The sequence below is a fragment of the Arthrobacter sp. CMU6 genome (genome assembly GCF_059090205.1).
Window position 1 is genome coordinate 39,997 of the sequence record NZ_JBNHFL010000016.1, and the last position, 25,688, is coordinate 65,684.

General features: G+C 66.8%; 28 protein-coding genes and 1 pseudogene. 15 read left to right on the forward strand and 14 right to left on the reverse strand.

Annotation, left to right across the window (positions count from 1 at the left end):
• The first annotated feature begins 106 nt into the window (after positions 1–106).
• Positions 107–1,693 carry an alkaline phosphatase D family protein gene (locus AC5RWD_RS12725; protein WP_494020344.1) on the forward strand — a complete coding sequence of 529 codons (1,587 nt, stop codon included), beginning with the start codon at positions 107–109 and terminating at the stop codon, positions 1,691–1,693.
• A 32-nt stretch (positions 1,694–1,725) separates the two neighbouring features.
• Here the strand turns inward: AC5RWD_RS12725 and AC5RWD_RS12730 are convergent, their stop codons facing one another.
• A complete protein-coding gene (locus AC5RWD_RS12730) occupies positions 1,726–2,598 on the reverse strand; it encodes an NAD-dependent epimerase/dehydratase family protein (protein ID WP_494020345.1) in 873 nt (290 codons plus the stop codon).
• Between the two features lie 288 nt (positions 2,599–2,886).
• Between AC5RWD_RS12730 and AC5RWD_RS12735 the strand changes: the two genes are divergently transcribed.
• Positions 2,887–3,630 (forward strand): ANTAR domain-containing protein, encoded by a 744-nt coding sequence (locus AC5RWD_RS12735; RefSeq protein ID WP_494020346.1) that lies wholly within the window; start codon positions 2,887–2,889, stop codon positions 3,628–3,630.
• A 9-nt stretch (positions 3,631–3,639) separates the two neighbouring features.
• Here the strand turns inward: AC5RWD_RS12735 and AC5RWD_RS12740 are convergent, their stop codons facing one another.
• Positions 3,640–4,128 carry an Hsp20/alpha crystallin family protein gene (locus AC5RWD_RS12740; protein WP_494020347.1) on the reverse strand — a complete coding sequence of 163 codons (489 nt, stop codon included), beginning with the start codon at positions 4,126–4,128 and terminating at the stop codon, positions 3,640–3,642.
• 361 nt (positions 4,129–4,489) lie between these two features.
• Here AC5RWD_RS12740 and AC5RWD_RS12745 point away from each other — a divergent pair, with 361 nt between their 5' ends.
• Complete coding sequence (locus AC5RWD_RS12745) at positions 4,490–4,954, forward strand: hypothetical protein (RefSeq protein ID WP_494020348.1); 465 nt, start codon at positions 4,490–4,492, stop codon at positions 4,952–4,954.
• A 16-nt stretch (positions 4,955–4,970) separates the two neighbouring features.
• Here AC5RWD_RS12745 and AC5RWD_RS12750 read toward each other — a convergent pair whose 3' ends face one another.
• Entirely contained in the window at positions 4,971–5,585 is a 615-nt protein-coding gene (locus tag AC5RWD_RS12750; protein ID WP_494020349.1) for a TetR/AcrR family transcriptional regulator, read from the reverse strand.
• 139 nt (positions 5,586–5,724) lie between these two features.
• On the opposite strand from AC5RWD_RS12750, the gene AC5RWD_RS12755 reads away from it, so the two are divergent.
• The 3 genes from AC5RWD_RS12755 to AC5RWD_RS12765 all read left to right on the forward strand — a co-directional run bounded on the left by AC5RWD_RS12755 (position 5,725) and on the right by AC5RWD_RS12765 (position 7,383).
• On the forward strand, positions 5,725–5,964 hold the full coding sequence (locus tag AC5RWD_RS12755; protein WP_494020350.1) for a hypothetical protein: 240 nt from the start codon (positions 5,725–5,727) through the stop codon (positions 5,962–5,964).
• Positions 5,965–6,114: 150 nt separating this feature from the next.
• Positions 6,115–6,594 (forward strand): sensor histidine kinase, encoded by a 480-nt coding sequence (locus AC5RWD_RS12760; RefSeq protein ID WP_494020351.1) that lies wholly within the window; start codon positions 6,115–6,117, stop codon positions 6,592–6,594.
• A 78-nt stretch (positions 6,595–6,672) separates the two neighbouring features.
• Entirely contained in the window at positions 6,673–7,383 is a 711-nt protein-coding gene (locus AC5RWD_RS12765; protein ID WP_494020352.1) for a nucleoside/nucleotide kinase family protein, read from the forward strand.
• On the opposite strand, the gene AC5RWD_RS12770 is transcribed toward AC5RWD_RS12765, so the two are convergent.
• The 3 genes from AC5RWD_RS12770 to AC5RWD_RS12780 all read right to left on the reverse strand — a co-directional run bounded on the left by AC5RWD_RS12770 (position 7,384) and on the right by AC5RWD_RS12780 (position 9,347).
• Positions 7,384–7,629, reverse strand: coding sequence for a hypothetical protein (locus tag AC5RWD_RS12770; protein ID WP_494020353.1), 246 nt, complete (start codon positions 7,627–7,629; stop codon positions 7,384–7,386).
• A gap of 50 nt (positions 7,630–7,679) precedes the next feature.
• Positions 7,680–8,129 (reverse strand): DUF4386 family protein, encoded by a 450-nt coding sequence (locus AC5RWD_RS12775; RefSeq protein ID WP_494020354.1) that lies wholly within the window; start codon positions 8,127–8,129, stop codon positions 7,680–7,682.
• Between the two features lie 171 nt (positions 8,130–8,300).
• Positions 8,301–9,347, reverse strand: a complete 1,047-nt coding sequence (locus AC5RWD_RS12780; protein WP_494020355.1) for an LLM class flavin-dependent oxidoreductase — start codon at positions 9,345–9,347, stop codon at positions 8,301–8,303.
• A 142-nt stretch (positions 9,348–9,489) separates the two neighbouring features.
• Here AC5RWD_RS12780 and AC5RWD_RS12785 point away from each other — a divergent pair, with 142 nt between their 5' ends.
• Positions 9,490–10,326, forward strand: coding sequence for an alpha/beta fold hydrolase (locus AC5RWD_RS12785; protein ID WP_494020356.1), 837 nt, complete (start codon positions 9,490–9,492; stop codon positions 10,324–10,326).
• A gap of 309 nt (positions 10,327–10,635) precedes the next feature.
• Positions 10,636–11,148, forward strand: coding sequence for a hypothetical protein (locus AC5RWD_RS12790; protein ID WP_494020357.1), 513 nt, complete (start codon positions 10,636–10,638; stop codon positions 11,146–11,148).
• Positions 11,149–11,259: 111 nt separating this feature from the next.
• On the opposite strand, the gene AC5RWD_RS12795 is transcribed toward AC5RWD_RS12790, so the two are convergent.
• The 5 genes and pseudogenes from AC5RWD_RS12795 to AC5RWD_RS12815 all read right to left on the reverse strand — a co-directional run bounded on the left by AC5RWD_RS12795 (position 11,260) and on the right by AC5RWD_RS12815 (position 16,137).
• On the reverse strand, positions 11,260–13,482 hold the full coding sequence (locus AC5RWD_RS12795) for an Ig-like domain-containing protein (RefSeq protein WP_494020358.1): 2,223 nt from the start codon (positions 13,480–13,482) through the stop codon (positions 11,260–11,262).
• Between the two features lie 157 nt (positions 13,483–13,639).
• A pseudogene (locus tag AC5RWD_RS12800) lies at positions 13,640–13,990 on the reverse strand (CorA family divalent cation transporter); the annotation flags it as partial.
• Positions 13,991–14,089: 99 nt separating this feature from the next.
• Positions 14,090–14,488 carry a cupin domain-containing protein gene (locus tag AC5RWD_RS12805; protein WP_494020359.1) on the reverse strand — a complete coding sequence of 133 codons (399 nt, stop codon included), beginning with the start codon at positions 14,486–14,488 and terminating at the stop codon, positions 14,090–14,092.
• 211 nt (positions 14,489–14,699) lie between these two features.
• A complete protein-coding gene (locus tag AC5RWD_RS12810) occupies positions 14,700–15,431 on the reverse strand; it encodes a glutamine amidotransferase (protein ID WP_494020360.1) in 732 nt (243 codons plus the stop codon).
• A 4-nt stretch (positions 15,432–15,435) separates the two neighbouring features.
• Positions 15,436–16,137 carry a FadR/GntR family transcriptional regulator gene (locus AC5RWD_RS12815; protein ID WP_494020361.1) on the reverse strand — a complete coding sequence of 234 codons (702 nt, stop codon included), beginning with the start codon at positions 16,135–16,137 and terminating at the stop codon, positions 15,436–15,438.
• Between the two features lie 128 nt (positions 16,138–16,265).
• On the opposite strand from AC5RWD_RS12815, the gene AC5RWD_RS12820 reads away from it, so the two are divergent.
• Genes AC5RWD_RS12820 through AC5RWD_RS12830 form a run of 3 tightly spaced genes read left to right on the forward strand, consistent with a single transcriptional unit; the run spans position 16,266 to position 20,501 of the window.
• The gene (locus AC5RWD_RS12820; RefSeq protein WP_494020362.1) at positions 16,266–17,654 is read left to right on the forward strand and encodes an SLC13 family permease; all 1,389 of its coding nucleotides are present in this window, start codon (positions 16,266–16,268) and stop codon (positions 17,652–17,654) included.
• Between the two features lie 52 nt (positions 17,655–17,706).
• A complete protein-coding gene (locus AC5RWD_RS12825) occupies positions 17,707–18,951 on the forward strand; it encodes a CaiB/BaiF CoA transferase family protein (protein WP_494020363.1) in 1,245 nt (414 codons plus the stop codon).
• Positions 18,952–18,953: 2 nt separating this feature from the next.
• Positions 18,954–20,501, forward strand: a complete 1,548-nt coding sequence (locus tag AC5RWD_RS12830) for a carboxyl transferase domain-containing protein (protein ID WP_494020418.1) — start codon at positions 18,954–18,956, stop codon at positions 20,499–20,501.
• A gap of 88 nt (positions 20,502–20,589) precedes the next feature.
• On the opposite strand, the gene AC5RWD_RS12835 is transcribed toward AC5RWD_RS12830, so the two are convergent.
• Positions 20,590–21,201: an NADPH-dependent FMN reductase gene (locus tag AC5RWD_RS12835; protein ID WP_494020364.1), complete on the reverse strand. Its 612-nt coding sequence runs from the start codon at positions 21,199–21,201 to the stop codon at positions 20,590–20,592.
• Positions 21,202–21,433: 232 nt separating this feature from the next.
• Here AC5RWD_RS12835 and AC5RWD_RS12840 point away from each other — a divergent pair, with 232 nt between their 5' ends.
• The 3 genes from AC5RWD_RS12840 to AC5RWD_RS12850 all read left to right on the forward strand — a co-directional run bounded on the left by AC5RWD_RS12840 (position 21,434) and on the right by AC5RWD_RS12850 (position 23,893).
• Positions 21,434–21,595, forward strand: a complete 162-nt coding sequence (locus AC5RWD_RS12840; protein ID WP_494020365.1) for a hypothetical protein — start codon at positions 21,434–21,436, stop codon at positions 21,593–21,595.
• Positions 21,596–21,654: 59 nt separating this feature from the next.
• Entirely contained in the window at positions 21,655–23,520 is a 1,866-nt protein-coding gene (locus tag AC5RWD_RS12845) for a Na+/H+ antiporter (protein ID WP_494020366.1), read from the forward strand.
• A gap of 148 nt (positions 23,521–23,668) precedes the next feature.
• Positions 23,669–23,893: a hypothetical protein gene (locus AC5RWD_RS12850; protein ID WP_494020367.1), complete on the forward strand. Its 225-nt coding sequence runs from the start codon at positions 23,669–23,671 to the stop codon at positions 23,891–23,893.
• 16 nt (positions 23,894–23,909) lie between these two features.
• Here the strand turns inward: AC5RWD_RS12850 and AC5RWD_RS12855 are convergent, their stop codons facing one another.
• Positions 23,910–24,320: a winged helix-turn-helix transcriptional regulator gene (locus AC5RWD_RS12855; RefSeq protein ID WP_494020368.1), complete on the reverse strand. Its 411-nt coding sequence runs from the start codon at positions 24,318–24,320 to the stop codon at positions 23,910–23,912.
• Positions 24,321–24,523: 203 nt separating this feature from the next.
• Here AC5RWD_RS12855 and AC5RWD_RS12860 point away from each other — a divergent pair, with 203 nt between their 5' ends.
• Positions 24,524–25,228: an FMN-dependent NADH-azoreductase gene (locus AC5RWD_RS12860; protein WP_494020369.1), complete on the forward strand. Its 705-nt coding sequence runs from the start codon at positions 24,524–24,526 to the stop codon at positions 25,226–25,228.
• 11 nt (positions 25,229–25,239) lie between these two features.
• Here AC5RWD_RS12860 and AC5RWD_RS12865 read toward each other — a convergent pair whose 3' ends face one another.
• On the reverse strand, positions 25,240–25,599 hold the full coding sequence (locus AC5RWD_RS12865; RefSeq protein ID WP_494020370.1) for a hypothetical protein: 360 nt from the start codon (positions 25,597–25,599) through the stop codon (positions 25,240–25,242).
• Positions 25,600–25,688: the final 89 nt, after the last annotated feature.

Sequence of the window (25,688 nt, forward strand, 5' to 3'; positions counted from 1 at the left end):
GGGCGCTCCAAGTACCGGCGCCGCTTCGCCGGACGGCGTGTGACGTTCACCCGCGATTCATGCGCGCGTCCTCGCCTGTCCAAGCTGCCCCGTTAGGTTCGGGGCCATGGACATCACGCGCAGAACACTCATCACCAGCAGCCTCGGTGCCGGCCTCGTCGTCGCCCTGCCCGGCACCGCCGTCGCCGATCCCCGGAATGCAGAAGCGAGCCTCCCCACCGATCCGTTCACCCTCGGCGTCGCTTCCGGCGACCCCTGGCCCGACGGCTTCGTGCTCTGGACCCGGCTCGCGCTCAACCCGCTCGCGGAGGACGGGCTGGGCGGCATGCCCTCCCGGGTTGTCACTGTGGCCTGGGAGGTCGCCGAGGACCCTGCAATGCGGAACGTGGTCCAGCGCGGCGTGGAACAGGCCCTGCCGGAAACGGCACACTCCGTTCACGCAGAACTGCGCGGCCTGAAGCCGGGCCGCGAATACTTCTACCGGTTCCGCGCCGGCCGCCACATCAGCCCTGTGGGCCGCACGCTGACCAGCCCGGCCTGGTACGAGACGCCGGCCGCGCTGGCCATGTCCTTCGCCAGCTGCGCCCAGTACGAGCACGGTTTCTTCACGGCCTACCGCCGCCTCGCCGAGGACCAGCCGGACCTGGTGCTGCACCTTGGCGACTACCAGTACGAATACAAGAAGGGCTCCTACGTGACCGGCGGCGGGAACGTCCGCGACCATGAGGGCCCGGAGACGGTGACGCTGGAGAACTACCGCCAGCGCCACGCCCAGTACAAGGCCGACGCCGACCTGCAGGCCGCGCATGCCGCCGCGCCCTGGCTGATGGTCTGGGATGACCACGAGGTGGATAACAACTGGGCGGACGAGGTGCCGGAAAACGCGGACCCGGCCCAGCTGAACGACACTGCGGCCAACTTCAGGAAGCGCCGGGCCGCCGCGTTCCAGGCGTACTACGAGAACATGCCACTTCGCCGGCCGTCCATGCCCGCCGGGGCGGATATGAAGATCTACCGCACGGTCCAGTGGGGCCAGCTCGCCAACTTTCACATGATGGACACGCGCCAGTACCGGGACGACCAGCTGGCGGGGGACGGCTGGCGGAAGAACGTGCAGGAACGCCTGGCGGAGGACCGGACCATCACCGGAGCCGAGCAGGAGCAGTGGCTGCTCGACGGTTTCCGCAAGTCCAAGGCGCGCTGGGACCTGCTGGGCCAGCAGGTGTTCTTCGCCGAGCGGGACCGCAACCAGGCGGCCGACATCGACGACATGTCCATGGACGGCTGGGACGGCTACGCATCCTCCCGCCGCCGGATCACCCAGGGCTGGGTGGACGCGAAGGTGCGCAACGCCGTCGTCCTCACCGGCGATGTCCACCGCAACTGGGCCAACGACGTAAAGGTGGACTACAGGAATCCGGACGCGCCGGTGGTCGGGTCGGAGCTGGTGTGCACGTCCGTCACCTCCACCGGCAACGGAACGGGCTCCGTCACCGACCCCACCATGGCCTGGAACGAGCACCTGAAGTTCTACAACGACCAGCGCGGCTATGTTCGGACCACCATCACGAAGGAGTCCCTGACGGCTGACTTCCGCGTGCTGGACTACGTCAACACTCCGGGTTCCGCGGTGAGCACCAAGGCGTCCTTCCGGATCGACGACGGCGTGCCCGGCCTCCAGCCCCGCGCCTAGCCCTCTGTGGGCGCTCAGTCCTTTGCGGGTGCTCAGTCCTCAGTGGGCGTCGTGCGGTTCGAGTGGTAGTTCCGCCAGCTGTGCTCGGGCGCGTAGCCGAGAAGCCGCCTGGCCTTGTCGATGGAGAGCAGGGTCTCGTGCTCGCCCAGCTCCTTCGTGACTTCCACCCGCGGGAACACTTCCTGGGCCAGGCTGGCACTGGAACGGCTCATCACCGTGTCCTCATTGGCAATGATGAAGGCTTCGAACCCCGGCGTGCGGTATTCCAGCGCGCGTGCCACCGCCTGGGCGCCGTCCCGGGCGTCGATGTAGCCCCAGAGGTTCCATTTGCGCAGCGCCGCGTCCGCGTCAAACGACGGAAACTCCTCGTAGTCCTCCGGATCCATGACGTTGGAGAAGCGCAGTCCCACGATGCTCAACTCCGGGTCCCAGCGCGTCAGCTGGATCGCCATCTGCTCCTCCAGGTGCTTCACCAGAGAGTAGGTGCTCTCCGGACGCGCCGGATATTCCTCATCCACCGGAATGTAGGGAGGGTCGACGTCGAACGGCAGTCCCAGCACCGTCTCACTGGACGCGTACACGATTTTCTTGATGCCGGCCCTGCGGGCCGCCTGGAACACGTTGTAGGTGGACAGCATGTTGTTTTCGAAGGTGGCGGCGTCGGGCACAAGCCCTGGCGCGGGGATGGCACCCAGATGGACGATCGCGTCGAAGCCCTGATGCCGGTCGTCAAGACCCAGGATGACGTCGACGACCTGCCCGTAGTTGCGCAGATCCACGGCGGCGAAATGCGGGCTCCGGTCACCCGCCCGGTCCAGGTTGAGAACCGAATGCCCGTCTGCCACAAGCCTGCGGACCACGTTCCGTCCGAGCTTTCCGCTGCCTCCCGTTACGGCAATTCTCACCGTGGCCTCCTCCTGTTGGTCGGTTGCCCTGGCCAGGGCAGCCGTGCTCCGTTGACCGAGGCGACTGCCGCCGCCCGGCATCTTCCCCAAGCCTAGGGCCCGCCACCGTAACGGCAGCCATGGCACGTGCGGAACTTGGTGTATATTTTCTCGGTACGGTTTAGCAGAAGGCCGTTGGATTGTTGTTCGATCCGGCACCTTGCTCGCTGCTATCCGCCCCGGCCACGGGGTACCTGCGCAGCGCCCCGCCGGTTCGTCTTGACCCGAGCGAAACGGTACCGAAAGATCGTGGCCAGCGAGTCGACCGCAAAAACTGAAACCTCAATCACGGAGCACCTCAACGAGCTTGTGCTCAACAGCTCCGACGTGGGTGAATTCCTCCACGAGCTTGCTCGGGTCTCTGCACGCAGCCTCTCCGAAACCGGTGACGAAGTCCTCTGCGGCGTAACCCTGCTGCGGCACCGCAAGGCAGCCACCGTGGCGAGCAGCAGCCCTGAGGCGCAGGCCATGGACGAGATCCAGTACGACTTCGGCGACGGTCCCTGCATGACGGCCTCGCGCGAGCAGGTCACCATCCACATCACGGACCTCCGCAAACACGACCGTTGGGACAGCTACGCCGAGAAGGTGCTGGGGCAGGGGGTGCGGTCCATCCTCGCCATTCCGTTTGTGCTGGAGGGCGAGACCCGGGCCGCCCTGAACCTTTACTCACACCGGCCAGGACGTTTCGAGGGCCGGGTCTTGGAACTCGCGCAGGACTTCGTCAGCCAGACGTCGATGGCCCTGCGGCTCGCGGTGCGGTTCGCCCACTACAGCGATGCGGCGGCCAACCTCAAGGCCACGCTGGAGACCCGGACTGTGATCGACGTCGCCGTCGGCGTGATCATGGCGCAGAACAGGTGCAGCCAGGAGGAAGCCTTCGAGCTGCTCAAGGCAGCGTCAAGTACACGCAACATCAAGCTGCGCAGCGTTGCGACGTCGATCGTTGACTCGCTCGGACAGGGCCCGGCAAAGACCCACTACGAGGGCTGAGCTGCCGGGCTAGGGGCCACCGAAACTCTGGCCTTCGGGTTCCTGCCCCGTAGTGCGTGCACCGGCAGTTCCCCCACCGGCAGTTCCAGCGCCACGGGAGACGCGGATCTTCTGGCCGCCCCCGGCGGCCTCCTCGTTCAACGGAACGCGCACTTCCAAAACGCCGTCGGTGTATGAGGCACGTATGTCCTCCTGGTTCACCGGGGCAGGAAGGCTTACGGTCCGCGAAAATGTGCCAAAGCGGAATTCCGAGCGGTACCCTTCCTTGTCTTTGTGCTCCGATTTTTCTTCGCGGCGGACGGTGATCTGCAGTTGGCTGCCGGCCAGGGTGATGTCCACGTCATTGTCAGGATCGATACCCGGCGCTTCGGCCTTTACCACCAGTGAGCCGGCCTCACGGTATTCCTCGACCCGCAGCCAGGCGTCCAAATCCCCCTCCAGGAAGCGACGGAAGGGTTCCGGGATATCGACGCCGGCACGCCGGAATATGTTGGTCATCGCTGTTACCTCCTGTCAGCTTCCGGCCCCGTTGCAGGATGCGGAGGACCGGAACGGGTCCAACACCAACAAAGCTACGCCCTTCCGGAATGCTTGTTAAGGCGGAAGTCCGGGGGCCCAAGCGGGCCTGCCCGCCGGCCTTCCGCAGCCGCATCCTGAGAGTTTCCCTATGAAAACCCGGGAACTTCCCGGCGGACGGGCCCGTGTTCCGGGTTCAGCAGGACTTTTCGCTGCGCTGGCCCCCCAATTTCCGCCCGGGGCGTTCCGTCGAGGGGTGCCGGCACCGAGGTTTTTACAGGAGGAATACCGCACATTGGCGCCATGCAAAGGAGCAAAACTGGGAACCTTCAGGGAGGTCCCGATGGACGCTAGTTGTCCCACCCCGGCTGAGCCCGAATGGCTGAAGACGGCTGCTGAACCTGGCCGATGCACCCAGGATGCCGCGGACCCACTAGATGTCTTCTGCAGCGACTCGCTGAGGTCCATCGACAGGACCGTGATGCGCGCCCAGGTGATCGAACTTATCCTGGACATCCTCGCCACCACGGATGTCCAGTCCGAGGCCCGGCGCCGGCTGCTGCAGCATCTGGCATCCCATCCGGGCTCCCCCGAACAGGCGCTGCTGTGCCACCTGAGCGAGAACGCCTGCCTCCCGCCGGCGAAGAGATCGAGCAGCGTCGCGGCGGGTGACTATCTCCCGGCCGGCGGAGACTACTTAGCGGCCGGAACCGGGGACCTGCCGGCGGAAAACAGCGGGACCACACGTGACGGAGCGAAGCCGAAGTGGCTGCCGGCTCCGCTGCGGAACGTGCTGCGGCTCGACTGAAAACCGGCGGGCGGCGTCAGCTCCGGTGGTGCTCGATCAGCCAGCCGGCCATCTGCTGCGCCCGCTTGGAAGCGAGGAAGTCGCCTTCTGTGGCGGAAATGATGGAGCCCTTCATCAGGATGTGCCAGGAGCGTGCGAATTCATCAGGACGTTCCAGCCCCGCCTCCTCGGCAAGTGCCTGGATGTGGCCCCGGATTCTGGCGAGGTAGCCGATGCTGGCCTCGCCAAGCGGGTGCCCCGGTCCCATCTCGAGCAGGACGTTGATGAAGGTGCACGCCTCGAAATCGTCCCGCTGGAACCAGTCACCGAAAACGTCGAAGATGGCAAGCAGGCGGCCTTCAGGCGTGGTCCCCCTGCGCCTCGCCTCGGAGACAATCAGGTCCACAGTCCAGACCTGGTCGCGGAGAGCCAGGAAAGCCAGAACAAGTGCATCCTTGGACGGGAAGTGGCGGTAGAAAGTGGATTTGGCGACCCCGGACCGCTCGATCAGCTCGTTGATTCCGACGTCGCGGACACCGCGGTGGGAGAACAGCTCGTAGGCAGTGGCAAGGATCCGGTCCACGGGTTCACTATGGCCGGTCCGCACCTCGTCAGGCAGCAGGGCATCCCCGGTTGCATCAGGAGCACTCATCAGAGAATCAGTGTACCTTGGGACTGGTAGAGACAGACCTGTCTGTCTTATTGTTTTAGGAACATGACACCTCGTCTTAGGGAACACTGGTCCCCTAGACGCTGGCGTCACTGCAATGGAGCAGAGACGGAGGACACCAATGGACGACGACGATATCCGCGCGGTGGAAGAAGCTGTGGCGACGCTGGAATCCACAGAGGCAGAGCACGACCCCGCAGCGTCAACCCTGCAGAATGCAGTCGCGGCGGCGGTAACCCATGGCAAGCCGATCCGTGAGGTAGCCGCGGCCGCGCACATGACGGCGCTGGAGGTCCTCGATGCGGCCGACGCAGTCACGTATCCGCAACAGGCACCCCAGCCCTGGATGATGGCCCAGTAGCTGCGCGCAAGACCTTGCGAAAACTTGATTGGATCCCGAGTTAAACCTGCGGCAAGCCTGATCGGCCCGCGCCACCCTTAAGCATCAGCCCCTGGAGGAGCGATTCTTCCAGGGAAAGCATGCAACTAGGACCGCAAAAACGGGGGCGCCATGAATCAGTCAGCAGTTCTCGAGGAAGTCGTCGCAGTGGGCGGTGTCATCACTGATCGGAAGCCCGTGGACTTTCACCGGCTGGGACTCGCCGGCTGCATTGACCGGCTCACGGTCCCCCTTCGCCGCCAAGGCACCTGCGTCCATTGGGAGACGCCCCATCACGGCGTGGAGATCTCGTCCGGCTGCGCCTCGCTGCTGTATCAGTCTGCGCAGGAGGCGCTGAGCAATACGTTCAAACATGCCCACGCTACGGATGTCACCGTGCGCCTTGCCGCCGTTTTCCACGGCATCCGGTTGATGGTGGCCGACAACGGCACCGGCTTCGATGCAGTTCCACCGGCGGCGGGGCAAGACCACGGCGACCGCGCGGGGCTCAAGACCATTTCACAGGCCGTGGAGGCAGCGGGCGGGACTGTGAACATCACCTCGGCTCCCGGCACCGGCACGGCCATCACCATCACCATTCCGCTGGACTGAAGTCCACACGTCACAGTACGGCTCCGAACGTCACAGCACGCGCCTGCGCTCCCCCGGGCCTCGCCTAGGATGCTGTGCATGACCCTTCCGAACCTTGAGCCGCAAGACGTTGAACCGAGAGACGTTGAGCCACAAGCCAGCGAGCCCCAGACCATCCGGGCTTTCGAAGCCGGAGAGATCCAGCAGGCCGTTGCCCAACTGCGCAGCAGGCTTGCCTCCGGAAGGCGGATTCTGCTCGGTGTGGCAGGTTCCCCGGGGTCCGGGAAGTCCACGTTCTCGGCCTGCCTTGCGGACGCCCTGGGCTCCGACGCCGCCCTTGTGGTGCCCATGGATGGCTTCCACCTGGGCAACGCCATCATTGACGGCACTCCCCTGCGGCAGCGCAAGGGGGCCCCGGACACGTTCGACGTCGGCGGTTACCTTTCGCTGCTGCGGCGGCTTGTGCGCCGGGACGAAGAGGTCGTGTACGCGCCGGAATTCCGGCGGACGATCGATGAGCCGGTGGCCGCATCGCTCGCCATTCCAGCCAGCATCCCCATCATCATCACCGAGGGCAACTACCTGCTCAGCGACGGTCCGCGCTGGCAGCAGGTGCGGGCGCTCCTGGACGAGGTATGGTTCGTCGACACTCCGCACGACCTGCGCCTTGCCCGGCTGGTTGAACGGCACATGCTCTACGGCATGGACCGCGCTGCTGCCGAGGCCTGGGCAAACGGTCCGGACGCAGCCAATACCCGCCTGATCGAAGCCACCCGCTCCCGCGCCGACAGGGTCATTCCCTGGGCGTAGCTACCTGTCCTCCGCGTCCCACAGCCCGGATTCGTCCGCGGCTGCTTCCGGCTTGCGTCCGCCTTCCGGCGCTCCACTGCCCACGTAGCTGGCGGGCACGGTTCCGCCCGCCTGTGTCATCTGTTCCTCACGGATGTTGTGGGCCGTCCCGGCTTGGGGATGGGGCTGCTCCTGTTCGACGGCGTCCGGGTCGCCAGGGCCCCGAAGGTCGCTGGGCTCTTCCGCATTGCGCTTGCTGTCGGTCATGCCACTGCCTCTCACTGGGAAATGCCGGTCGCGTCGCAGTCTAGGCACACCTAGGACCGCCGCAGCGAAGTTGCCAGCAGCCAAAGGGTCCAGACCAGGATGAGCGCGATGCCGGCGAGTGTGGGCACGGTGTTGCTGACGGAGAAGCCTCCCGCTCCGATGACCCAACCTTGGGCCAGGTACGCCAGCCCGGACAGCCCCATGAGGTAGCCCACCGGCCGCGGCACGCGGCGGCTAGCCACCAGCGCGATGCCAAGCAGGATGAGGGCTGCGCCGAGAACGAAGCTTTGGTAGCTGCGCATCCCCCACTCAAGCCAGCGCATGTCCTCTGCGGCCGCAAAGCGAACGGCCTTCTCGGCTCCCTCTGCTTTAGCCCAGGCATCAACGGAATGCTTCAAGGCCACGCCGTCGACGGCCTGGAGTGCGCCGTAGAGTGCCAGCGCGGCGCCAGCCGCCCAGCTACCCAGCTTGCCGTCCAGCCCGCAAGGCGCCGGCGGCAAACGAAACAACGGCGCCGGCCACCAGCAGGACCGCGGCCAGCCGCCGGGCGCCCGGGCCTGGAGCCCGACCGCCGCCGTGATTCCGGCCGCCGTCGTGCTTCTGGTTAAAGGGAACGTGATTCCTGTCCACGGCAACCGCCCTTCCGGGAGGATCCGTCCTAAGCCCGTAGGTTACGCCCGCTCCGGCATATCCTGCGGCGCCCATCCCAAGGAGGGGGCGACGTGGCGGGCGATAGTGGCAAGCAGCTTGGTGTTGTACTCCACCCCGAGCTGGTTGGGTACAGTCAGCAGGAGCGTGTCGGCCGCCTGCACCGCGGCATCAGCGGCGAGTTCGCCGGCGATGACGTCCGGCTCACCGATGTAGCTCTTGCCGAAGCGGGCCAGCGTGCCGTCGAGGGCCCCCACCTGGTCCCGGCCCTCGCGAAGGGCGCTCAGCCCAAAGTACTGCCGGTCCTCGTCATCGGTCAGCGGCAGGACGCTGCGGCTGACCGAAACCCGTGGCTCACGGCCATGCCCGGCCGCCGCCCACGCCTCGCGGAACATCGCGATCTGCTCGGCCTGGAGCTCGTGGAACGGCACCCCGGTATCCTCGGTCAGCAGGGTGGAGCTCATGAGGTTCATTCCGCGCTCGGCAGCCCAGACCGCCGTCTTCCGGGTGCCGGCGCCCCACCAGATCCGCTCGGGCAGACCCTCGGAGCGGGGCTGGACGGGCAGCAGCCCGGTGGCCCCGCCGGCATACCGCGGGTCGGCCTCCACCACGCCGGCGCCGGCGATCGCCCGCCTGAACTCCTCGGCGTGCCGTCGGGCCATGTCGGCATCTGTCTCACCGTGCCGCGGCACGTGGCCGAATGCGCCCGCGCCGTTCCGGGCCGGCTCGGGTGAGCCGCGGCTGATGCCGAGCTGAAGCCGGCCCCCGCTGATGAGGTCCGTGGCCGCCGCCTCCTCAGCCATGTACAGCGGATTCTCGTAGCGCATGTCGATGACACCGGTGCCGAGGTCAATGCGGCTGGTGCGGGCCGCCGCAGCGGCGAGCAGCGGAAACGGCGACGCCTGCTGGCGCGCGAAGTGGTGAACGCGGAAAAACGCGCCGTCCATGCCCAGCTCCTCCGCGGCCACGGCCAGCTCTATCCCCTGCAACAGCGCATCACGCGCCGTCCGGGTGCGGGAACCCTGCACCGGGCCCCAGTGGCCGAAGGAAAGGAAGCCAATTCGTTTCATGCCCTGCACAACGCCACCCTCTTCGTAGCCATTCCTGCACGCTACGCCCCGTGACAGGCCGCGCCCTCCGGCACACGATCCCGGTAGGTTGGTACCACCGCTTGAGGACGCCCGTTCTCACGAGACCGAAGGGAATGCTGATATGGCTTACATCACCGTTGGACAGGAAAACAGCACCGACATCGAGCTCTACTACGAAGACCACGGAACCGGACAGGCTGTTGTCCTCATCCACGGCTATCCCCTGGATGGATCCTCCTGGGAGAAGCAGACGGCCGCACTGCTCGATGCCGGCTACCGCGTCATCACGTACGACCGCCGGGGATTCGGCAAGTCCAGCAAGCCCACCACCGGCTACGACTACGACACCTTCGCGGGCGACCTCAACACCCTCCTGACCACCCTGGACCTCGATGAGGCGGTGCTGGTTGGCTTCTCGATGGGAACGGGTGAGGTGGCACGGTATCTCTACAGCTTCGGCTCGGCGCGCATCGCCAAGGCCGCGTTCCTGGGATCCCTGGAGCCCTACCTCCTGCAGACCGACGACAACCCCACCGGCGTGCCGCAGTCCGTCTTTGACGGCCTCACCGAGGCCGTCAAAGCGGACCGCTACGCCTTCTTCACCGAGTTCTTCAAGAACTTCTACAACACCGACACTTTCCTGGGTACCCCCCGGCTCAGCGAAGAGTCCCTCAGGGCAAGCTGGAACCTGGCCGCCAGCGCCGGCGCATTCGCCTCGGTGGCCGCCCAGCCCACGTGGCTCACCGATTTCCGCTCCGACATCCCGAAGATCGACGTCCCCGCACTGATCGTGCACGGCACGGCGGACAACATCCTGCCCATTGACGCCACCGGCCGGCAGTTCAGCAAGGCGCTGCCGGAGGCTGACTACGTGGAGATCGACGGCGCTCCGCATGGACTGCTCTGGACCCACGGGGCAGAGGTCAACGCGGCCCTGCTCGCCTTTCTGCGCAAGTAGCCCCGCAAAGTAAGGCGGCCGACGCCGGGAACGCCCGCCGTCGGCCGCCTTACCCGCGTCGGGCCGGCCCGTGCGAAACAACCATTAGTGGTTGACAATTCCCGTAAATAAGTGTTGACACCCACTTAAGGGCGTAAAATTTGAAGCACCGGAGCCGGGCAGTTGCCCCTGAAAACGGATCCGGATCCAGGCCCACCCGGTCAGTCCGGGTGGACGATCAAAATGCGGACAGAAGTGGTTGATGGGTCTCCACGCGTCACGTGATCGGCCAGTGATGCCCGAACACATAACGCGGGAGAAACAATGAGCATGACCACTCCAACACGGCAGCGGCGCCCTTTGGCAGCCAGGCTCGCACTGGTTTCAGCAGCGTCTCTGAGCCTCATAGGAGGCTCGGTGGCGGTGGCAGGACCGGCGTCAGCCGCAGGCTACGACTATAAGCCCGACAAGAAGGTCGAGTGCAAGGTCGACGCCAAGAACGTGTACCACAAGGAATACGGCAAGTACTCGAAGAAGGCAGACGTCAAGTTCGAGTTCAAAGTATGGTGCGACAAGAAAACCGACGTGAAGTTCGACCACTGGATCTTCCAAAAGAAGAACAACGGTAAGTGGGAACTGATCAAGCATCGGGACGGCAAGCTCAAGGATGTCAAGTACGAATCAAAGCACACCAAGGCTGAGGTCAAGGACAAGGGCCGCAAGGGTGGCGAGGAAAAGGTTTACCACATCGTCAAGATCAAGTACGACGACAAGAAGGGTAAGTACTCCCACACCGTAACCAAGAGTGACAGCGGTTGGGGAACGGTCCATTTCGGCCACTGACACAGTCGTCCGTGTCAGACTCACTTGCCAGACACCTACAAACAAAAGGCCGACGGCGGCACGCGGGTGCCGCCGTCGGCCTCTGTTTTGTGGACTCAGAGTTTGCTGGAGCTAGAACGAACCGGTGGTGAGCGTCCAGCTGGCTGACTTCAGCGGGTTCCCGGCCAGGTCGCGCACCGCCGCGGTGCCTCCGGTCACGTTGACCGTGTAAGTGGTCCGCGCGGCCAGGGTTGCCGCAGGGTTCAGGATCCACTGGTTCGTGGTGCCGTTGCGGGAAACAGTTGCCGCCACGGTGGCGCCGGTGGCGGCGTTCCTGAGCGAGACGGTGCCGGTGCCGGCTCCCGTGATGGCCTCGCTGAAAGTCACCGCGATGTTGTTGGCGCGCCGCACCAGCGTTGCGCCCGGACGCGGCGTCATGGCCGTGATAACGGGGGCCGGGCCGGTGGTGAACGTCCAGCTGGTGGTGGCCAACGGGGTGCCGGCGGCATCGCGGACCGCAGCCGCTCCGCCGGTCAGTGTCACCGTGTACCTGGCGTCGTTGGCGAGGTTGGCAACGGGGTCCAGGGTGGCGGTCCTGGTGGCCGCGCTGTAGCTGACGGCTGCCGGAACAAGGGTGCCATCAGGGGCCCGCAGCAGGAAACTGCTGCTGCTGATGCCCTGCACCGCGGTGCTGAAGGTGGCCGTGACGTTGCTGCCCGCGGCAACGGCGGTGCCACCCGCGCCGGGCGTGCGTGCCGTGACCGTGGGTGCCGCGGCAGTGGTGAAGAACCAACTGCCCGTGACGAAGGGTGTGCCCGCAGCGTCGCGGATGGCCGCGGTTCCGCCGGTCAGCGTCGCCGTGTACTTCTGCGATGCACCGAGCAGGCCGTCGGGGTTCAGCGTTGCGGTGTGCGTGGCGGCGTCGTAGGTGACTGCAGCCGGCACTGTTGCCCCTGCGGCGTTCCGGAGGACGAAGGTGGAACCGGTGACGCCCTGGACGGCGGTGCCGAAGGTGGCGTTGACGTTGGCTGCCACGGCGGCACCCGAGGAGCCCGCTGCCGGGCTGAGCGCCGTCACGGACGGCGCGGTGAGGACCGCGGTGGCGGGGTCGGTGAACAGCAGGCGGTTCGGTGTTCCCGCGGTGGCGGCGGAGACCGCACCGGGGGTGGCCGCGGACAGCAGCTTCGTTGCAACATCCGAGGGCAGCAGCCCCGGCGCCCGGGACAGCATCACGGCTGCGGCGCCGGCCACATGCGGTGAGGCCATCGAGGTGCCGCTCATCAGGGCCGTCGCGGTAGTGGAACTGGGGGAAGCGGACTTGATGCCGACGCCCGGAGCGTACAGGTCAACGCAGCTGCCGTAGTTGGAGAACGCCGCCTGCTTGTCCGCGGAGTCGCTCGCGGCGACGGTCAGCGCGCCGGCAACGCGGGCCGGGGAGCTGCTGCAGGCATCGGCGGCTGAGTTTCCGGCGGCGACCACTGCGGTGACGCCGTCGTTGATGATGCCCTGCACCGCGGCGTCCACCATGGCGCTGGCGGTGCTGCCGAGGCTCAGGTTGGCTACAGCCGGTGTTCCGGCCTGGTGGTTGGCGGCGACCCATTCCAGCCCGGCGATGACGTCCGAGTTGAAGCCCGAACCGCTGCAGTCCAGCACACGGACGGGGACCACGGTGGCCGCCTTGGCCACGCCGTAGGTCTTCCCCGCGATAGTGCCGGCAACGTGCGTGCCGTGGCCGTTACAGTCCCCTGTGCCCATGCCGTCGGAAACTGCGCTCCATCCCTGCGCGACGCGGCCGCCGAAATCCGCGTGCGCAGACAGCACGCCGGAGTCAATGACGTAGGCGCTCACGCCGGCGCCTGACGCCACCGAGCTGTAGGTTCCGGAAAGCGGCAGGACATGCTGGTCAATGCGGTCCAGGCCCCATGGTGCGGACTGCTGGGTATCGGCGGCCCTCACCCTGGCATCGGGTTCGACGGCGGCAACGCCCGCCGAGCGCTTGAGTTCCGCGGCCTGAGCAGGCGTTGCCGTCACCACGGCGCCCCGAATGGCTTTGGCGAAGGTGCGTCCGACGGCGATGCTCCGCGAGCGCAGGTTCCGCACGGCCGAGGAAACGTCGGTCCCGGCGGAGTAGCGCACGATGTAGCGGGAAGGAGTTGTCGGCACTGCCGCCTCGGTTTCCGTAGCGGCGGTGCCCGGCGAGACCCCGGCGAATACTGCCGCGAGGCCCGTCAGCAGCAGCGAGGCCAGGGCAGGACGGAGAACAGATGAAGAGCGAATTTTGGGCTTCCTTCGAAAGCTGAGGTCCGGTGGAGAGAGCCAGTGGAAGGCTGTATCCAGTGTATTTTCCGCGGCCATGCAGGGTGCCGGAGTTGCCCCGAAGCTTCGGTGAAGCTTCGGCTCATGCGGAAAAAGCGGCGTAATCCTGTGGTTCAGATCCAGTTGTTGTGCTTGAAGGTGGCATAGAGGACCAGACCCATGCCGAGCATCAGCCCCAGCGCCATGGGATAGCCGAAGATCCAGTCCTCAGGGCCCGCAGAATCCCCGCCAACGGCCCGGTGGCGCGCTGCACGGTGATGACCTGGCGGGACAGCTCGTAAATGCGGCGGGACACCTCCGGATCCGCGCCGAAGAACTCGTCCTCGATCTCGTCGATGTCGTTTTCCAGACCGGCCGCCACAGGCTCGTACTCGTCAACCACCTGGTCCAGAATGGCGTACAGTACCGCGTCCGGGCCCAGGGCCAGGAACTCCGGCTGGGATTCCATGCGGCGGCGCACCCGCGCCAGGTCCGGTGATTCCGCGCGCGGCACGGTGACCACGAAATCCGGCCCGGCGAAGACGTGGATCTCGCCGAACTCAACCTGCCCTTCCAGGACGCTGTGCCAATACGCCGGGGTACGCACAAGGCAGCTCAGGGAGACGGCCGTGGCTGCCCGGACCCGGCCGGCTCAGGTTCCTGCGGCTTAGATTCTGGCGTGGAGGCCGCGGCTGACCGGCCGCCCGAACGACGCCGCGCCAAGGAATTCGACGGCCACGAACGGCTCGGAACCCACCACCCATTCATCGTGCCCTGGAGGAATCGCATAGGTGTCATTGGCGCGGATGAAGGAGCGGGCGCCCCCGGGTGCCTGCACCTCCATGACACCGGACAGGCAGAACCCGAGGTGGTTGTGCTGGCAGAAGGGTGTCTGCTCATTGGGCTTGGCGCATTCGGACCAGCGCCATCCGGGGGCGAGGATCAGGCGGGCAACGGAGAAATCGTTGACGCTGACCAGGTCCACCTCGGCCTTGTCCGGGCACCTCTTCTTGTCTGGTTCATCGAAGGACTTGACGGCAAAGGCTGTAACGAAATTAGCGGTCATGGACGGTACCTGCAGATTTGGTTGAGACCTGAAATGGGGAAGGCGGCTTCGGGAGAAGCCCCACGCTGGCGAGGTGCGGGCTGCCCGGAGGCGTGACCGTGCAACAGCCGCAGATTGTTGGTGTGGCTGCCCCCGCGCCACACACGCACGCAACAGGTCAATGTTGACGTAGTTCAACCGTAGACCTCCGCAGGCCGAAGTCAATGGGCGCTTATTTGCCGTAGAGCTGCACGAAGTTCCGCAGGATCTTCATGGGTTCGGTGGCGGTGAAGGTCCGGGCTTCCGCCATCAGCTCCTCGGCGGATTCGGGCGGGAAGTACCCGGCATTGCGGTAGATGTCGATCCGGGTCACCAGCCCTTCGGCGTCGAGCTCGGGGTGGAACTGGGTGGCGTACAGGTTCTGTTTGATCCGGAACATGTGCACCGGGCAGGCGGCGGAGCTCGCCAGCAGCACCGCATGCGGGGGCAGCACCGTGCACCCTTCCTTGTGGCCGGTGAACGCGGTGAACTGCGCCGGGAGGCCAGCCAGCAGCGGGTCCCGCAGGCCCTCCGGGCTCAGGCTGATGGTCACCCCGCCCAGCTGCTCGCCGTAGGTCCTGTCGATCACTGCGCCCTGGTGCAGGCCGAGGGTGCCGACTCCGTAGCAGGCACCCAGGAACGGGAAATCCTCTGCCACGATCCGGTCCAGCAGCCCCGACAGTTCGCGCTCCACCCGGTGCTGGGCTTCACTCTTCTTGTCGGCAGGATCGCTCGAGGTGAACGGGCTGCCGCCCACGATGACGCCGGAATAATCGTCCAGGTCCAGCTCCGGCAGCGGCGCGCGCTCCATCCGGATCCGGTTCAGCTGGTGCGGCTCCAGCCCGCCAAAGCGCAGGTATGCCTCGTATTCGTCCTCCGCGGCGACGTCCTCGGCCCGCGAAGCGAGCAGCAGAAACGGCTTCATGTGCTTACTTCAGCAGGGCGACGTCGGACACGAGGGTGATGTGGTCAAGCATCGCCGCCGCGGCGGCCTGCGAATCCTGGGCCCGGATGGCGTCCGCGATCTTGCGGTGGGATGCAAGTGACTGCTCCGGCCGGCCGGGCTGCCCCAGCGACTCGAGCCGCGTTTCGAGGATCATCCCGGCAATGAAGGACATCAGCTGGGCCAGCACGCCGGAGTGCGCGGCGGCGGTGATGGCCTGGTGGAACAACTCGTCGCCGTGGGCCCCCTTCGCGCCCGAGGCGACTTCCTCCGCCATGACCTCCAGCGCCTGGTCGATCGCCTGCATGTCCCCGTCCGTGCGCCGCGCGGCAGCCAGCTCAGCCAGCTTCACCTCGAGCGTGCTGCGGGCTTCGACGATCTCGGGAAGGCGGCTCCGGTGCTCGCGCAGTCCCTTGAGCACCGAGGGAACGTTGGGCCGGTAGACAAGGACCGCTCCGGTGCCGTGCTGGACGTCGATGACACCCAGGACTTCCAGGGCCACCAGGGCCTGGGCAAGTGTCGCCCGCGAGACGCCCAGCCGTTCGGCCAGGTCCCGCTCCGCGGGGAGGGTGTCGCCGGGCCCCAGCTGCGCGGACTCGATGAAGTCCATCAACTGCTCTACGAGCTGTTCGTAGAGGCGCGGGCGCGCGACGCGGGAAATTTGTTGCGTTGCGGTTTTCCTGGGCATGCGCATCCTTCCGGCGTTCTTGCATCAGCTTAGCGGAGGAATATTGACAAAGTCACCTAGTGTCTAGGAGGCTAGGCCAGTGAGCCTGTAAGCCACATCACATCAACTCTCACCCCGGAGGAACAACGATGTCCGCTCCTGTCCTGTCCATCATCATCCTGGCGGTGATGTTCCTGCTGGCCACGGTGCTGCCTCTCAACATGGGTGCCCTGGCCTTCGTAGGCGCCTTCCTGCTCGGCTCGGTGGTTCTGGGAATGTCCACCAGCGACATTCTCGCCAACTTCCCCGGCGGCTTGTTTCTGACGATCGTCGGCGTCACCTACCTCTTCGCGATCGCCCAGAACAACGGAACCATCGACCTACTGGTCCGCGGCGCGGTCCGGCTGGTGGGCAGCAAGGTGGCCCTTATCCCCTGGGTCATGTTCGCCATCACGGCGCTCATCACCGCCGTCGGCGCGCTGTCCCCCGCCGCCGTCGCGATCATCGCTCCCATCGCCCTGAGCTTCGCCGCCAAGCACAGGATCAACCCCCTCATGATGGGCATGATGGTGATCCACGGGGCGCAGGCCGGTGGCTTCTCCCCGATCGCCGTCTACGGCGTCACGGTCAACGGCATCATCGCCAAGACGGACCTTGAAGCCAGCCCCATGGCGATCTTCCTCGCCAGCTTTGTCTTCAACCTCGCCATCGCCGTCGTGCTCTTCATCGTCCTGGGCGGCAGCAAACTGCTCTCCACCAAGACCGGCCGGCTCGTGGAGCAGGCCGCGGAGTCCAGGATGTCTGTCAGCGTCGGCGCCCGCGCCGCCGGTGCCACCCTGCGGGGCTCCGGCACCGACATCTCCTCCTCCGGCGTCGCAGCCAAAGGAACCTCCGGCTCCTCTTCTGCCGCCAAGTCCGCCGATGCCGGCGGTGCGCGCGCCACGGTTCCGCAGCTGGTCACCATTGCCGGCCTGATCGCCCTGGCCGTCATCTCACTCGGTTTCAAGGTGGACGTCGGGTTCGTCTCCATCACCATCGCCATGGTCCTGGCCCTCGTCTCACCCGCCGCCCAGAAGGGCGCCATCAACAAGATCAGCTGGTCCACCGTCCTGCTCATCTGCGGCATGCTCACCTTCGTGGGCGTCCTTGAGGAAGCCGGCACCATCAAGTTCGTGTCCGACGGCGTCGCCCACCTCGGGATGCCGCTGCTCGCGGCCCTGCTGATCTGCTACATCGGCGCCGTGGTCTCGGCCTTCGCCTCCTCCACCGCCATCCTGGCCGCCCTCATCCCGCTGGCCGTACCGTTCCTGTCCACGGGCGAAATCGGTGCGGTCGGCGTGATCGCCGCCCTGGCCGTCGCCGCCACGATCGTTGACGTCTCGCCGTTTTCCACCAACGGTGCGCTGGTTCTGGCCAACGCCCCGGAGGACGTGGACAAGGACAGGTTCTACAAGCAGATCCTGGCCTACAGCGGCATCGTCGTCATCGCGGGCCCCGCCATCGCCTGGCTGGTCATGGTGCTCCCCGGCTGGATGTAGCCGGCCCGAGCAGCACCAGCAGCCCCTCCCAGCAAGAGAAGGAACACCCAGTATGAACCATGACTCCACGCCCCAGCCCGAAGGCCCCCTCGCCGGCTACCTTGTGGTGGACCTGAGCCGGGCCCTGGCCGGACCGCACGCCGGCATGATGCTCGCGGATCTCGGCGCCCGGGTCATCAAGGTTGAGAATCCCGGCACCGGCGACGATACGCGCGGCTGGGGGCCGCCGTTCGTCGGCCCCGAGGACGATCCCCAGGCCACGTACTTCCTCTCCTGCAACCGCAACAAGGAATCCATCGCCCTGGATCTGAAGAGCGACGACGGGCGGACGGTTCTGCGCGAACTGCTGGAACGCGCCGACGTCGTCATTGAAAACTTCCGCCCCGGCGTGCTGGACCGGCTCGGGTTCTCCGCCGCGCAGATGCACGCCCTGAACCCTTCGCTGGTGGTCCTGTCCATCACCGGTTTCGGGCATGACGGCCCGGAGTCGCGCCGCAGCGGCTATGACCAGATCCTGCAGGGTGAGGCCGGGCTGATGTCCCTGACCGGCTCCGGCCCGGACGACCCCCAGCGGGTGGGTGTGCCGATCGCAGACCTCCTCTCCGGCATGTACGGGGCGTTCGGCACGCTCGCGGCGCTGCTGCAGCGCGAACGGACGGGCCAGGGACAGATCGTGCGGACCTCGCTGCTTGCCGCCCTGATCGGGGTGCACGCGTTCCAAGGCACGCGCGCCACCGTTGCCGGCGAGATCCCCAAAGCCCAGGGCAACCACCACCCGTCCATCGCCCCCTACGGCCTGTTCCACTGCCGGCAGGGCCGCGTGCAGATCAGCGTGGGCAGCGAGAAGCTGTGGCGCACGTTTGCCTCGGCATTCGGCATAGACGCCGACCGTCCGGAATTCGCCTCCAACGCCGAGCGCGTCCGGAACCGGGAAAAAGTCATCGAGGAGGTGGAGCGCGCATTCGCCGGGCACGAGGCGGAACCGCTGCTCGCCATGCTGAACGAGGCCGGGATCCCGGCGGGCAAGGTCCGCACCCTGGACGAGGTCTACGCATGGGAACAGGTCCATTCGCAGGGCCTGGTGATCGACGTCGACCACAAGATCCTCGGGAACGTCACCCTGCCGGGGCCGCCGCTGCGCTTCTTCAGCGCCGCGGACACCGCGGAAACCACGCTCAAGGCCCACACGGCTCCGCCGCTGCTGGACCAGGACGGCGAGCAGATCAGGCAATGGCTCGGACTTGTGCCGGCCGACACCGCCGCTGCCGGCGCCGGCTCCGCCGGGGAGGGCCGGTGAGCATGGGCACAGACACCGCCCGGAAGAAGGTCCGGCACCTGGACGCCACCGAACTCATCAGCGCGGTGCTCGATCCCGGCTCCTACCGCTCCTGGGACTCCCCTGTGGTGGACCCCGACCCCAGCCCCGGGTACCGGCAGGAACTGGCCGCCGCCCGGGAGAAGACCGGCGTGGACGAGTCCGTCCTCACCGGTGAAGGCCTCATCCGCGGCCGGCGTGTGGCTGTCATTGTCAGCGAATTCCGCTTCCTGGCCGGCTCCATCGGCCTCGCTGCAGCGGAACGGATCGTGAACGCCGTCGAACGCGCCACCCGGGAGGGGCTGCCGCTCCTGGCCGGACCGGCGTCGGGCGGCACGCGCATGCAGGAGGGCACCATCGCGTTCCTCTCCATGGTAAAGATCAGCGCTGCCGTCCGGGCGCACAGGCAGGCCGGCCTGCCCTACCTCGTCTACCTCCGTCATCCCACCACCGGCGGCGTCATGGCGTCCTGGGGTTCCCTCGGCCACATCACCGTGGCCGAGCCGGGCGCCCTCCTCGGGTTCCTGGGGCCGCGGGTCTACGAGGCGCTGTACGGTTCCCCTTTTCCGGAGAACGTCCAGGTGGCCGAGAACCTCTTCGACAAGGGGCTCGTGGACGCGGTGGTCCCGCCATGGCAGCTATCCGACGTCGTCGACCGCGCCTTGAGCATCCTGGTCGCCGGCCCGCCGGCGCGGGTCCATCCGCCGCGGACGCTGTCGGTGAAACCGTCCGGCGCCGGAGCCTGGGAATCGATCGAAATCTCCCGGAACCCGCGCCGCCCGGACCTGGGGCAGTTGCTGGCTTACGGGGCCCGTGACGTGCTTCCGCTCAACGGCACCGGCCAGGGCGAAAAGGACCCGGGGCTGCTGCTGGCACTGGCCCGCTTCGGGCAGAAGTCCTGCGTGGTGATCGGGCACACCCGGCCCCGGCCCTCGCAGCAGACCGCCATGGGGCCCGCGTCCCTGCGGGAAGCCCGGCGCGGCATGCTGCTGGCCGGGGAACTCGGACTGCCCCTGGTCACGGTGATCGACACCGGCGGCGCGGCGCTGTCCAAGGAAGCGGAAGAGGGCGGACTGGCCGGCGAAATCGCACGGTCGCTCCATGACCTCATCGGGCTCAACTCCCCCACGGTATCCGTGCTGATGGGCCAGGGCACCGGCGGCGGCGCCCTGGCACTGTTTCCGGCCGACCGAACCATCGCTGCGCAGCACGCCTGGCTCTCCCCTCTACCGCCCGAAGGGGCAAGCGCCATCGTGCACCGCAGCACCGAGTTCGCCCCGGCCATGTCCGAGGCGCAGGGCGTCAACGTCGCCTCACTCTATGCGCACGGCATGGTGGAGCACATCGTGGACGAACGGGGCGATGCCGCCCTCGAGGGCAGGGCGTTCTGCCAGCGCCTAGGCCAGGCGATCGAGTACGAGCTGGCTGTGCTCTCGGCCGCCGGCGTGGCCGAACTCCTCCCGCAGCGGCTCGAAAAGTACCGCAACCTCGGCGGCCCCGTCCCCGTCCCCTCTAGCGCCGCCACTCTCTAAGCGCCCCCTCGAGAAGTTTTTGTCCAGATAATGGGACTTCTGGGCCTCCGAGCGGCCAATATCTGGACAAAATTTCGGGAGAAGGCGGCTAGCGGGAGAGCTTCTGGGTGTCGGGCTCCGGGTCGCCGATGTGGCCCGGTGCATTGGCTGCCAGGACCCGCTGCACGAAGGCGCAGTACTCCTCCATGTAGTGCCGCAGGAAGGCCTCAGTGGATTCGTCCTTGACCTCGCCGTCGCTGCCGAAGACGTCGGGGTTGAACTTGACGTAGGCCTCAGGGGCGTTCAGCTGCGGGGCATCGAGGAAGCTCAGAACGGCGCGCATGGAGGACTGCATCACCGCCGTGCCGATGCTCCCGGGCGAGGCGCCGATGATGCCGGTGGGCTTGCGGGCGAACGAGTTGGTGCCCCAGGGCCGGGAGCCCCAGTCGATGGCGTTCTTCAGCGCCCCGGGAATGGACCGGTTGTATTCCGGCGAGACAAAGAGGATGCCGTCAGAGCCTTCGATGGCTTCCTTGAGTGCCCGGCCTTCTGGCGGGAACTCGGCGTCGTAGTCGTAGCTGTACAGGGGCAGGTCCTTGATGGGAATCTCGGTGAACTCAAGGTCCCCGGGGGCCAGCTTGATCAGGGCCTTGGAGAGGGTCCGGTTGATGGAGCCGCTGGCCAGGCTCCCTACGAAATAGCCGATCTTGTGCGTTGCCATAGTGCTGTTCCTTCCCAACAGCCGGTGCGGACCGGCTGGGTAGACGGTGCTAAGGGCAGTGCTGCGGCTGGCGGCCGCAGGGCATTCCGGGTGCAACCCCAACAGTTCAACACAGAACAGCATCCCCGGCCAGAGCGGAGGCGCCGGTCCTTGACAGTCTGACTGGTGCGGTAGCTAGATGAACGTTAAGCGATGGCCCACAGCACACAACCGCAACAGAGGAGCGGCAGTCATGAGCGAGACCCCGGAGTCGCTGCAGCGCATCCACAGCGAGGCCCCCGCCGAAGGGGATGAAACGGCAGACCCCACCGACATCCGCATGCATTCGCAGGATCCGGCCGAAGGTGCTGACGACGTCGTCGAACCCGCGCCCCGGCGTGCGGAGACATCCTGACCGGAGTCCCCGTCCCCACCCGCCGTCGGCCAGTCCGCGGCAGTTGAGAGAATAGCCGCATGGACGTCGCCCTGGGGTTGCTGGCGCTCGCCGCCGTTGTGTGCGCGGTTAGCGCACTGGGCCGCAAGCTGGATGTGTCGGTCCCGCTGCTCCTGGTGATGGCCGGGGTGGCCGGTTCCTTCCTCCCGTTCGTGCCCCGCGTCGAGCTCAACCCTGAGCTGGTCCTCGTGGGGCTGCTGCCGCCGCTCCTGTATGCGGCCGCCCTGCGGACATCGCTGTACGATTTCCGCTCCAACCGCCGCGCCATCGGGCTGCTCTCGGTGGGCTACGTCATCTTCGGCACCATCGTGGTGGGCCTGGTGGTCTGGTGGCTGTTCCCGGAGATACCGCTCGCCGCGGCCATCGCGCTCGCTGCCGTGGTGGCCCCGCCGGATGCGGTGGCCGCCACGGCCATTGCACGCAAGGTGGGGATGCCACGCAGGATCGTCAGCATCCTGGAGGGCGAATCGCTGGTCAACGACGCAACCGCCCTGGTGTGCCTGCGCGCCGCCGTCGCCGCGCTCGCAGGGACCGTTTCCGTGCTGGAGATCGGCGCCGACTTCCTGCTGGCCGCCGGCGGCGGGCTGGTGGTGGGACTCGCCGCCGCCTACGTCCTCACCCAGTTGCGCCTGCGGATCCGCAACGTTGCCATCAATACCTCGACGTCGCTGATGGCACCCTTCGTGGCCTACCTGCCGGCGGAGGCAATCCACGCTTCAGGGGTCCTGGCCGTGGTGGTCACCGGCCTGATCATGGGGACCAAGGCTCCCTCCATGCCGAACGGGGCCGCCCGGCAGAGCCAGCGGAGCAACTGGGAGACAGTGCAGTTCCTGCTGGAGAACTCGGTCTTCCTCCTCATCGGACTGCAGGTGCGGACCATTATCGAGGGCGTCCAGGACGATTCGCTCGGAGCCGCCAGAATCTGGGCCGGGTGCGCGGTGATCCTGCTGGCCGTGCTGCTGCTGCGGCCTGTCTGGGTCTTTCCGGCCACCTACCTGCCCCGGCTCATCCCGGCCGTGGCCCGGAAGGACCCCGCGCCGCCCTGGCAATACCCGGCCATCATCTCGTGGGCCGGCATGCGCGGCGTGGTCAGCCTCGCCGCAGTCCTCACCCTGCCCCAGGACCTGGAGCACCGCACTGTCCTGATCCTGGCGGCGATGGTGGTGGTGGCCGGCACGCTGGCGCTGCAGGGGTTCACGCTGCCCGCCCTGGTGCGGCTGCTCCGCGTGCAGGGACCCGATCCGGGCGAGGACGCCCTGGCCCAGGCATCGCTGACGCAGCAGGCCACGGCCGCTGGAGTGGAGCGGCTGCACGAACTCCGGAGCGACGATGATCCTCCGGAGGTGGTGGCCATGCTCAAGCGGAGGACGCTGGAACGCGGGCTGGCAGCGTGGGAACGCCTGGGCAGGCCCACGTCGGAAGCCGCCACTCCCAGCCAGCGCTACGCCCAGCTGCGGCTCGCCATGCTCGAGGCGGAGCGCGCGAAGGTCCTCGAGCTCAGAAGCGGCGGGAACTACCCTCATGAAGTGCTCAGCAATGTCCTGGAGCGGCTCGACGTCGAAGAATCGATGCTGGACGCCGTCATCGAGGAGGCCGACGTTTCCGGTTCCAGGGCGGTCGCCAGGCCGGGAGGCGACTGCGAGCATCTGGAGGCAGCAACCGATCCCGAGGTACCCCGCGACGCGCGCTGCGACGCCTGCGTCCGGGAAGGCACTGTCACGGTCCACCTGCGGATGTGCCTGGAGTGCGGGAACGTGGCCTGCTGTGATTCCTCGCCCGCCACCCACGCGTCCCGGCATTTCAGGGCGACCGGCCACCCGGTCATGCGGAGCATCGAACCGGGTGAGGACTGGCGGTGGTGCTATGTGGACGATCTTCTCGGCTGACCCGGCTGACCCCGGTGGCGACCATTTTGGCAAACGGATCTAACAGCCCCGTAACCCGCCGTTAATCCGGGGGCGGGACACTGGAGATCTTGGATCCGCAGACTGGCCTTGCGTCTTGGGGCAGCCACTCAACGAGGAGTTTGCCAGCATGAACCATTCCGACGACAGCAGCAGGCCGGCACCCACGGCCCTACCCGTCAGCGGCGGGGAACGGCCCGATCTGCGAAGCCTTCACGTACGCGAGGACATTGCCCTGACGGGCCGTTGCGGGAATGTGCACCTGGCCACCGGACGCACCTGCATCCTGCCCGAACGCCACCAGGGCTCCTGCAACTTCGTGGGCCCAGAGGACGTCACCGGGGCGGCACGCTAGACGCCGGCCTGCCGGTTCAGTCCCCAAACTCGAGGCGGTGCCGGTCGTAGTCAAGGCGGGCACGGGCCACGCCGTCCATGTTTTCCTCAGCCCAGGCCTTCAGTCCGTGCACCACGCCCAGCAGCGAATGGCCCGCGGGCGTCAGCTCGTAGTCGGTCCGCACCGGAACGGACACGGTCACCAGCCGCGAAACCAGGCCGTCGCGTTCGAGTGCCCGCAGCGTTGAAGTCAGCATCTTCTGGCTGGCCCCGGGTATTTGCCGGCGCAGTTCGCTGGGCCGCTGCGGCCCGCCGGCAAGGGCCAGCATCACCAGGGTTACCCATTTGCTGCTGATGGTTTCCAGGAGCTGGCGCGCCGGACACTGGGCGAGCCCGCCGTTGTATGCCTCCCGCGCAGCGAGGCGCTTCTGCTCCGCCGTAAGTGTCATGCCGTCCCCCTCCTGCACACCAACAGGCACCAGCCTACCCATGCGCAGCAGGGAACCTCCACGTGCCCTAGGCAGGTCAAAGTGCGTCCTTCCGCCGTCCCGCCGGGGGCGGCGAGGATCAAAAGGGCGGCCAAAGCCGGCCCCTCTCCCCGACACACCATCCCTGGCTGACGCCGTCCGGCGCAGCCCGCGAAAGGACCATCATGCCCACGATTCTCCACGTCAACGCCTCACCGCGGGGTTCCCGCAGCGATTCCCTGCAGCTGGCCCGCCACTTTCTTGCCGCCGTCCAGTCCACCGGGGACAGCAGCATTGACGTCCAGACACTGAACGTGTTCGACCCCGGCGCCCTCCCCGAGTTCGGCCGCACCGCTGCTGCCGCCAAGATGGCCGTATTTTCGGGCGTGGAACAGACGGCGGAGCAGCTCCAGTCGTGGGAGAACGCCCGGGCCGTGTTCAACCAGTTCGCCGCAGCGGACGCGTACGTCTTCAACATCCCGATGTGGAATGCCGGCGTCCCGTACGCGCTCAAGCAGTGGATCGACCTGGTGACCCAGCCGGGCTGGAGCTTCGGGTTCGATCCCGCCGCCGGCTACTTCGGACTCATCACCGGAAAACCGGTGCTGGCGATCCACACCAGCGGCGTGTATGCCCCGGGCGTTCCTGCGGCGTTCGGTTCCGACTTCAGCAGCACCTTCTTTGCCGACTGGCTGGACTTCATCGGACTCACGGAAGCCACGCACGTCCGTTTCGCCCCCACCGTGGTCACCCCCGACGCCGCCGCAGCCCGCGGCCTGGCCGAGGCCGAGCTGAGCGCGCACGCGACCCGCTTCGCCGCGGAACTCGGTGCCGGAGAAGGACTTAATTCCGGAGAGACCAGGGGCCCCGAACTGCAGCTCGTGGACTAAAAACGGCCCGTCTAAGTGCTTTCCGTTCCAGGTGCAGACGGCACAGACACGCCCGCAATCTCCGACGCCGGGGTCAGGATCCACCGCTCCCCGTCCTGTTCGTAACTGATCACCATGGACGCGGCGGCAGTGCCTGCCGCGTCCATGGCGAGCAGCAGTGCCGCCTGCATGCGCCGGGCATGCCCGAACCTGGCGTTCGCGCTGCCTTCGAGGTCGCTGTTGTCGATGAGAATATAGGCCTTGCCCTCGGCCACCGCCCTGATCGAATACCCGCGCTCCTCGTGGACGGATCCGCGGGACGAGGCAATCTCCGTGACCCTGTCGGCCCGCACCAGGCTGTGGCTGATCGTGCGGATCCACACGTCACCCATGGGGTCTCCTTTGCTGCCGTGCGGGCTGGAAGTGCCTTTACTTGCAAACGGTAGTCCGTGACAGCCCGGATGTAAGCCCCCCAAACAGT

Bases quoted from the DNA above. Each gene is read 5' to 3' on its own strand.
- AC5RWD_RS12745 (WP_494020348.1), top strand. From the start codon at position 4,490: ATGGACGCTAGTTGTCCCACCCCGGCTGAGCCCGAATGGCTGAAGACG.
- AC5RWD_RS12860 (WP_494020369.1), top strand. From the start codon at position 24,524: ATGCCCACGATTCTCCACGTCAACGCCTCACCGCGGGGTTCCCGCAGC.
- AC5RWD_RS12770 (WP_494020353.1), bottom strand. From the start codon at position 7,629: ATGACCGACAGCAAGCGCAATGCGGAAGAGCCCAGCGACCTTCGGGGC.
- AC5RWD_RS12760 (WP_494020351.1), top strand. From the start codon at position 6,115: ATGAATCAGTCAGCAGTTCTCGAGGAAGTCGTCGCAGTGGGCGGTGTC.
- AC5RWD_RS12750 (WP_494020349.1), bottom strand. From the start codon at position 5,585: ATGAGTGCTCCTGATGCAACCGGGGATGCCCTGCTGCCTGACGAGGTG.
- AC5RWD_RS12820 (WP_494020362.1), top strand. From the start codon at position 16,266: ATGTCCGCTCCTGTCCTGTCCATCATCATCCTGGCGGTGATGTTCCTG.
- AC5RWD_RS12790 (WP_494020357.1), top strand. From the start codon at position 10,636: ATGACCACTCCAACACGGCAGCGGCGCCCTTTGGCAGCCAGGCTCGCA.
- AC5RWD_RS12840 (WP_494020365.1), top strand. From the start codon at position 21,434: ATGAGCGAGACCCCGGAGTCGCTGCAGCGCATCCACAGCGAGGCCCCC.
- AC5RWD_RS12865 (WP_494020370.1), bottom strand. From the start codon at position 25,599: ATGGGTGACGTGTGGATCCGCACGATCAGCCACAGCCTGGTGCGGGCC.
- AC5RWD_RS12855 (WP_494020368.1), bottom strand. From the start codon at position 24,320: ATGACACTTACGGCGGAGCAGAAGCGCCTCGCTGCGCGGGAGGCATAC.
- AC5RWD_RS12785 (WP_494020356.1), top strand. From the start codon at position 9,490: ATGGCTTACATCACCGTTGGACAGGAAAACAGCACCGACATCGAGCTC.
- AC5RWD_RS12795 (WP_494020358.1), bottom strand. From the start codon at position 13,482: ATGGCCGCGGAAAATACACTGGATACAGCCTTCCACTGGCTCTCTCCA.
- AC5RWD_RS12810 (WP_494020360.1), bottom strand. From the start codon at position 15,431: ATGAAGCCGTTTCTGCTGCTCGCTTCGCGGGCCGAGGACGTCGCCGCG.
- AC5RWD_RS12835 (WP_494020364.1), bottom strand. From the start codon at position 21,201: ATGGCAACGCACAAGATCGGCTATTTCGTAGGGAGCCTGGCCAGCGGC.
- AC5RWD_RS12830 (WP_494020418.1), top strand. From the start codon at position 18,954: ATGGGCACAGACACCGCCCGGAAGAAGGTCCGGCACCTGGACGCCACC.
- AC5RWD_RS12755 (WP_494020350.1), top strand. From the start codon at position 5,725: ATGGACGACGACGATATCCGCGCGGTGGAAGAAGCTGTGGCGACGCTG.
- AC5RWD_RS12845 (WP_494020366.1), top strand. From the start codon at position 21,655: ATGGACGTCGCCCTGGGGTTGCTGGCGCTCGCCGCCGTTGTGTGCGCG.
- AC5RWD_RS12740 (WP_494020347.1), bottom strand. From the start codon at position 4,128: ATGACCAACATATTCCGGCGTGCCGGCGTCGATATCCCGGAACCCTTC.
- AC5RWD_RS12815 (WP_494020361.1), bottom strand. From the start codon at position 16,137: ATGCCCAGGAAAACCGCAACGCAACAAATTTCCCGCGTCGCGCGCCCG.
- AC5RWD_RS12725 (WP_494020344.1), top strand. From the start codon at position 107: ATGGACATCACGCGCAGAACACTCATCACCAGCAGCCTCGGTGCCGGC.
- AC5RWD_RS12805 (WP_494020359.1), bottom strand. From the start codon at position 14,488: ATGACCGCTAATTTCGTTACAGCCTTTGCCGTCAAGTCCTTCGATGAA.
- AC5RWD_RS12780 (WP_494020355.1), bottom strand. From the start codon at position 9,347: ATGAAACGAATTGGCTTCCTTTCCTTCGGCCACTGGGGCCCGGTGCAG.
- AC5RWD_RS12825 (WP_494020363.1), top strand. From the start codon at position 17,707: ATGAACCATGACTCCACGCCCCAGCCCGAAGGCCCCCTCGCCGGCTAC.
- AC5RWD_RS12850 (WP_494020367.1), top strand. From the start codon at position 23,669: ATGAACCATTCCGACGACAGCAGCAGGCCGGCACCCACGGCCCTACCC.
- AC5RWD_RS12765 (WP_494020352.1), top strand. From the start codon at position 6,673: ATGACCCTTCCGAACCTTGAGCCGCAAGACGTTGAACCGAGAGACGTT.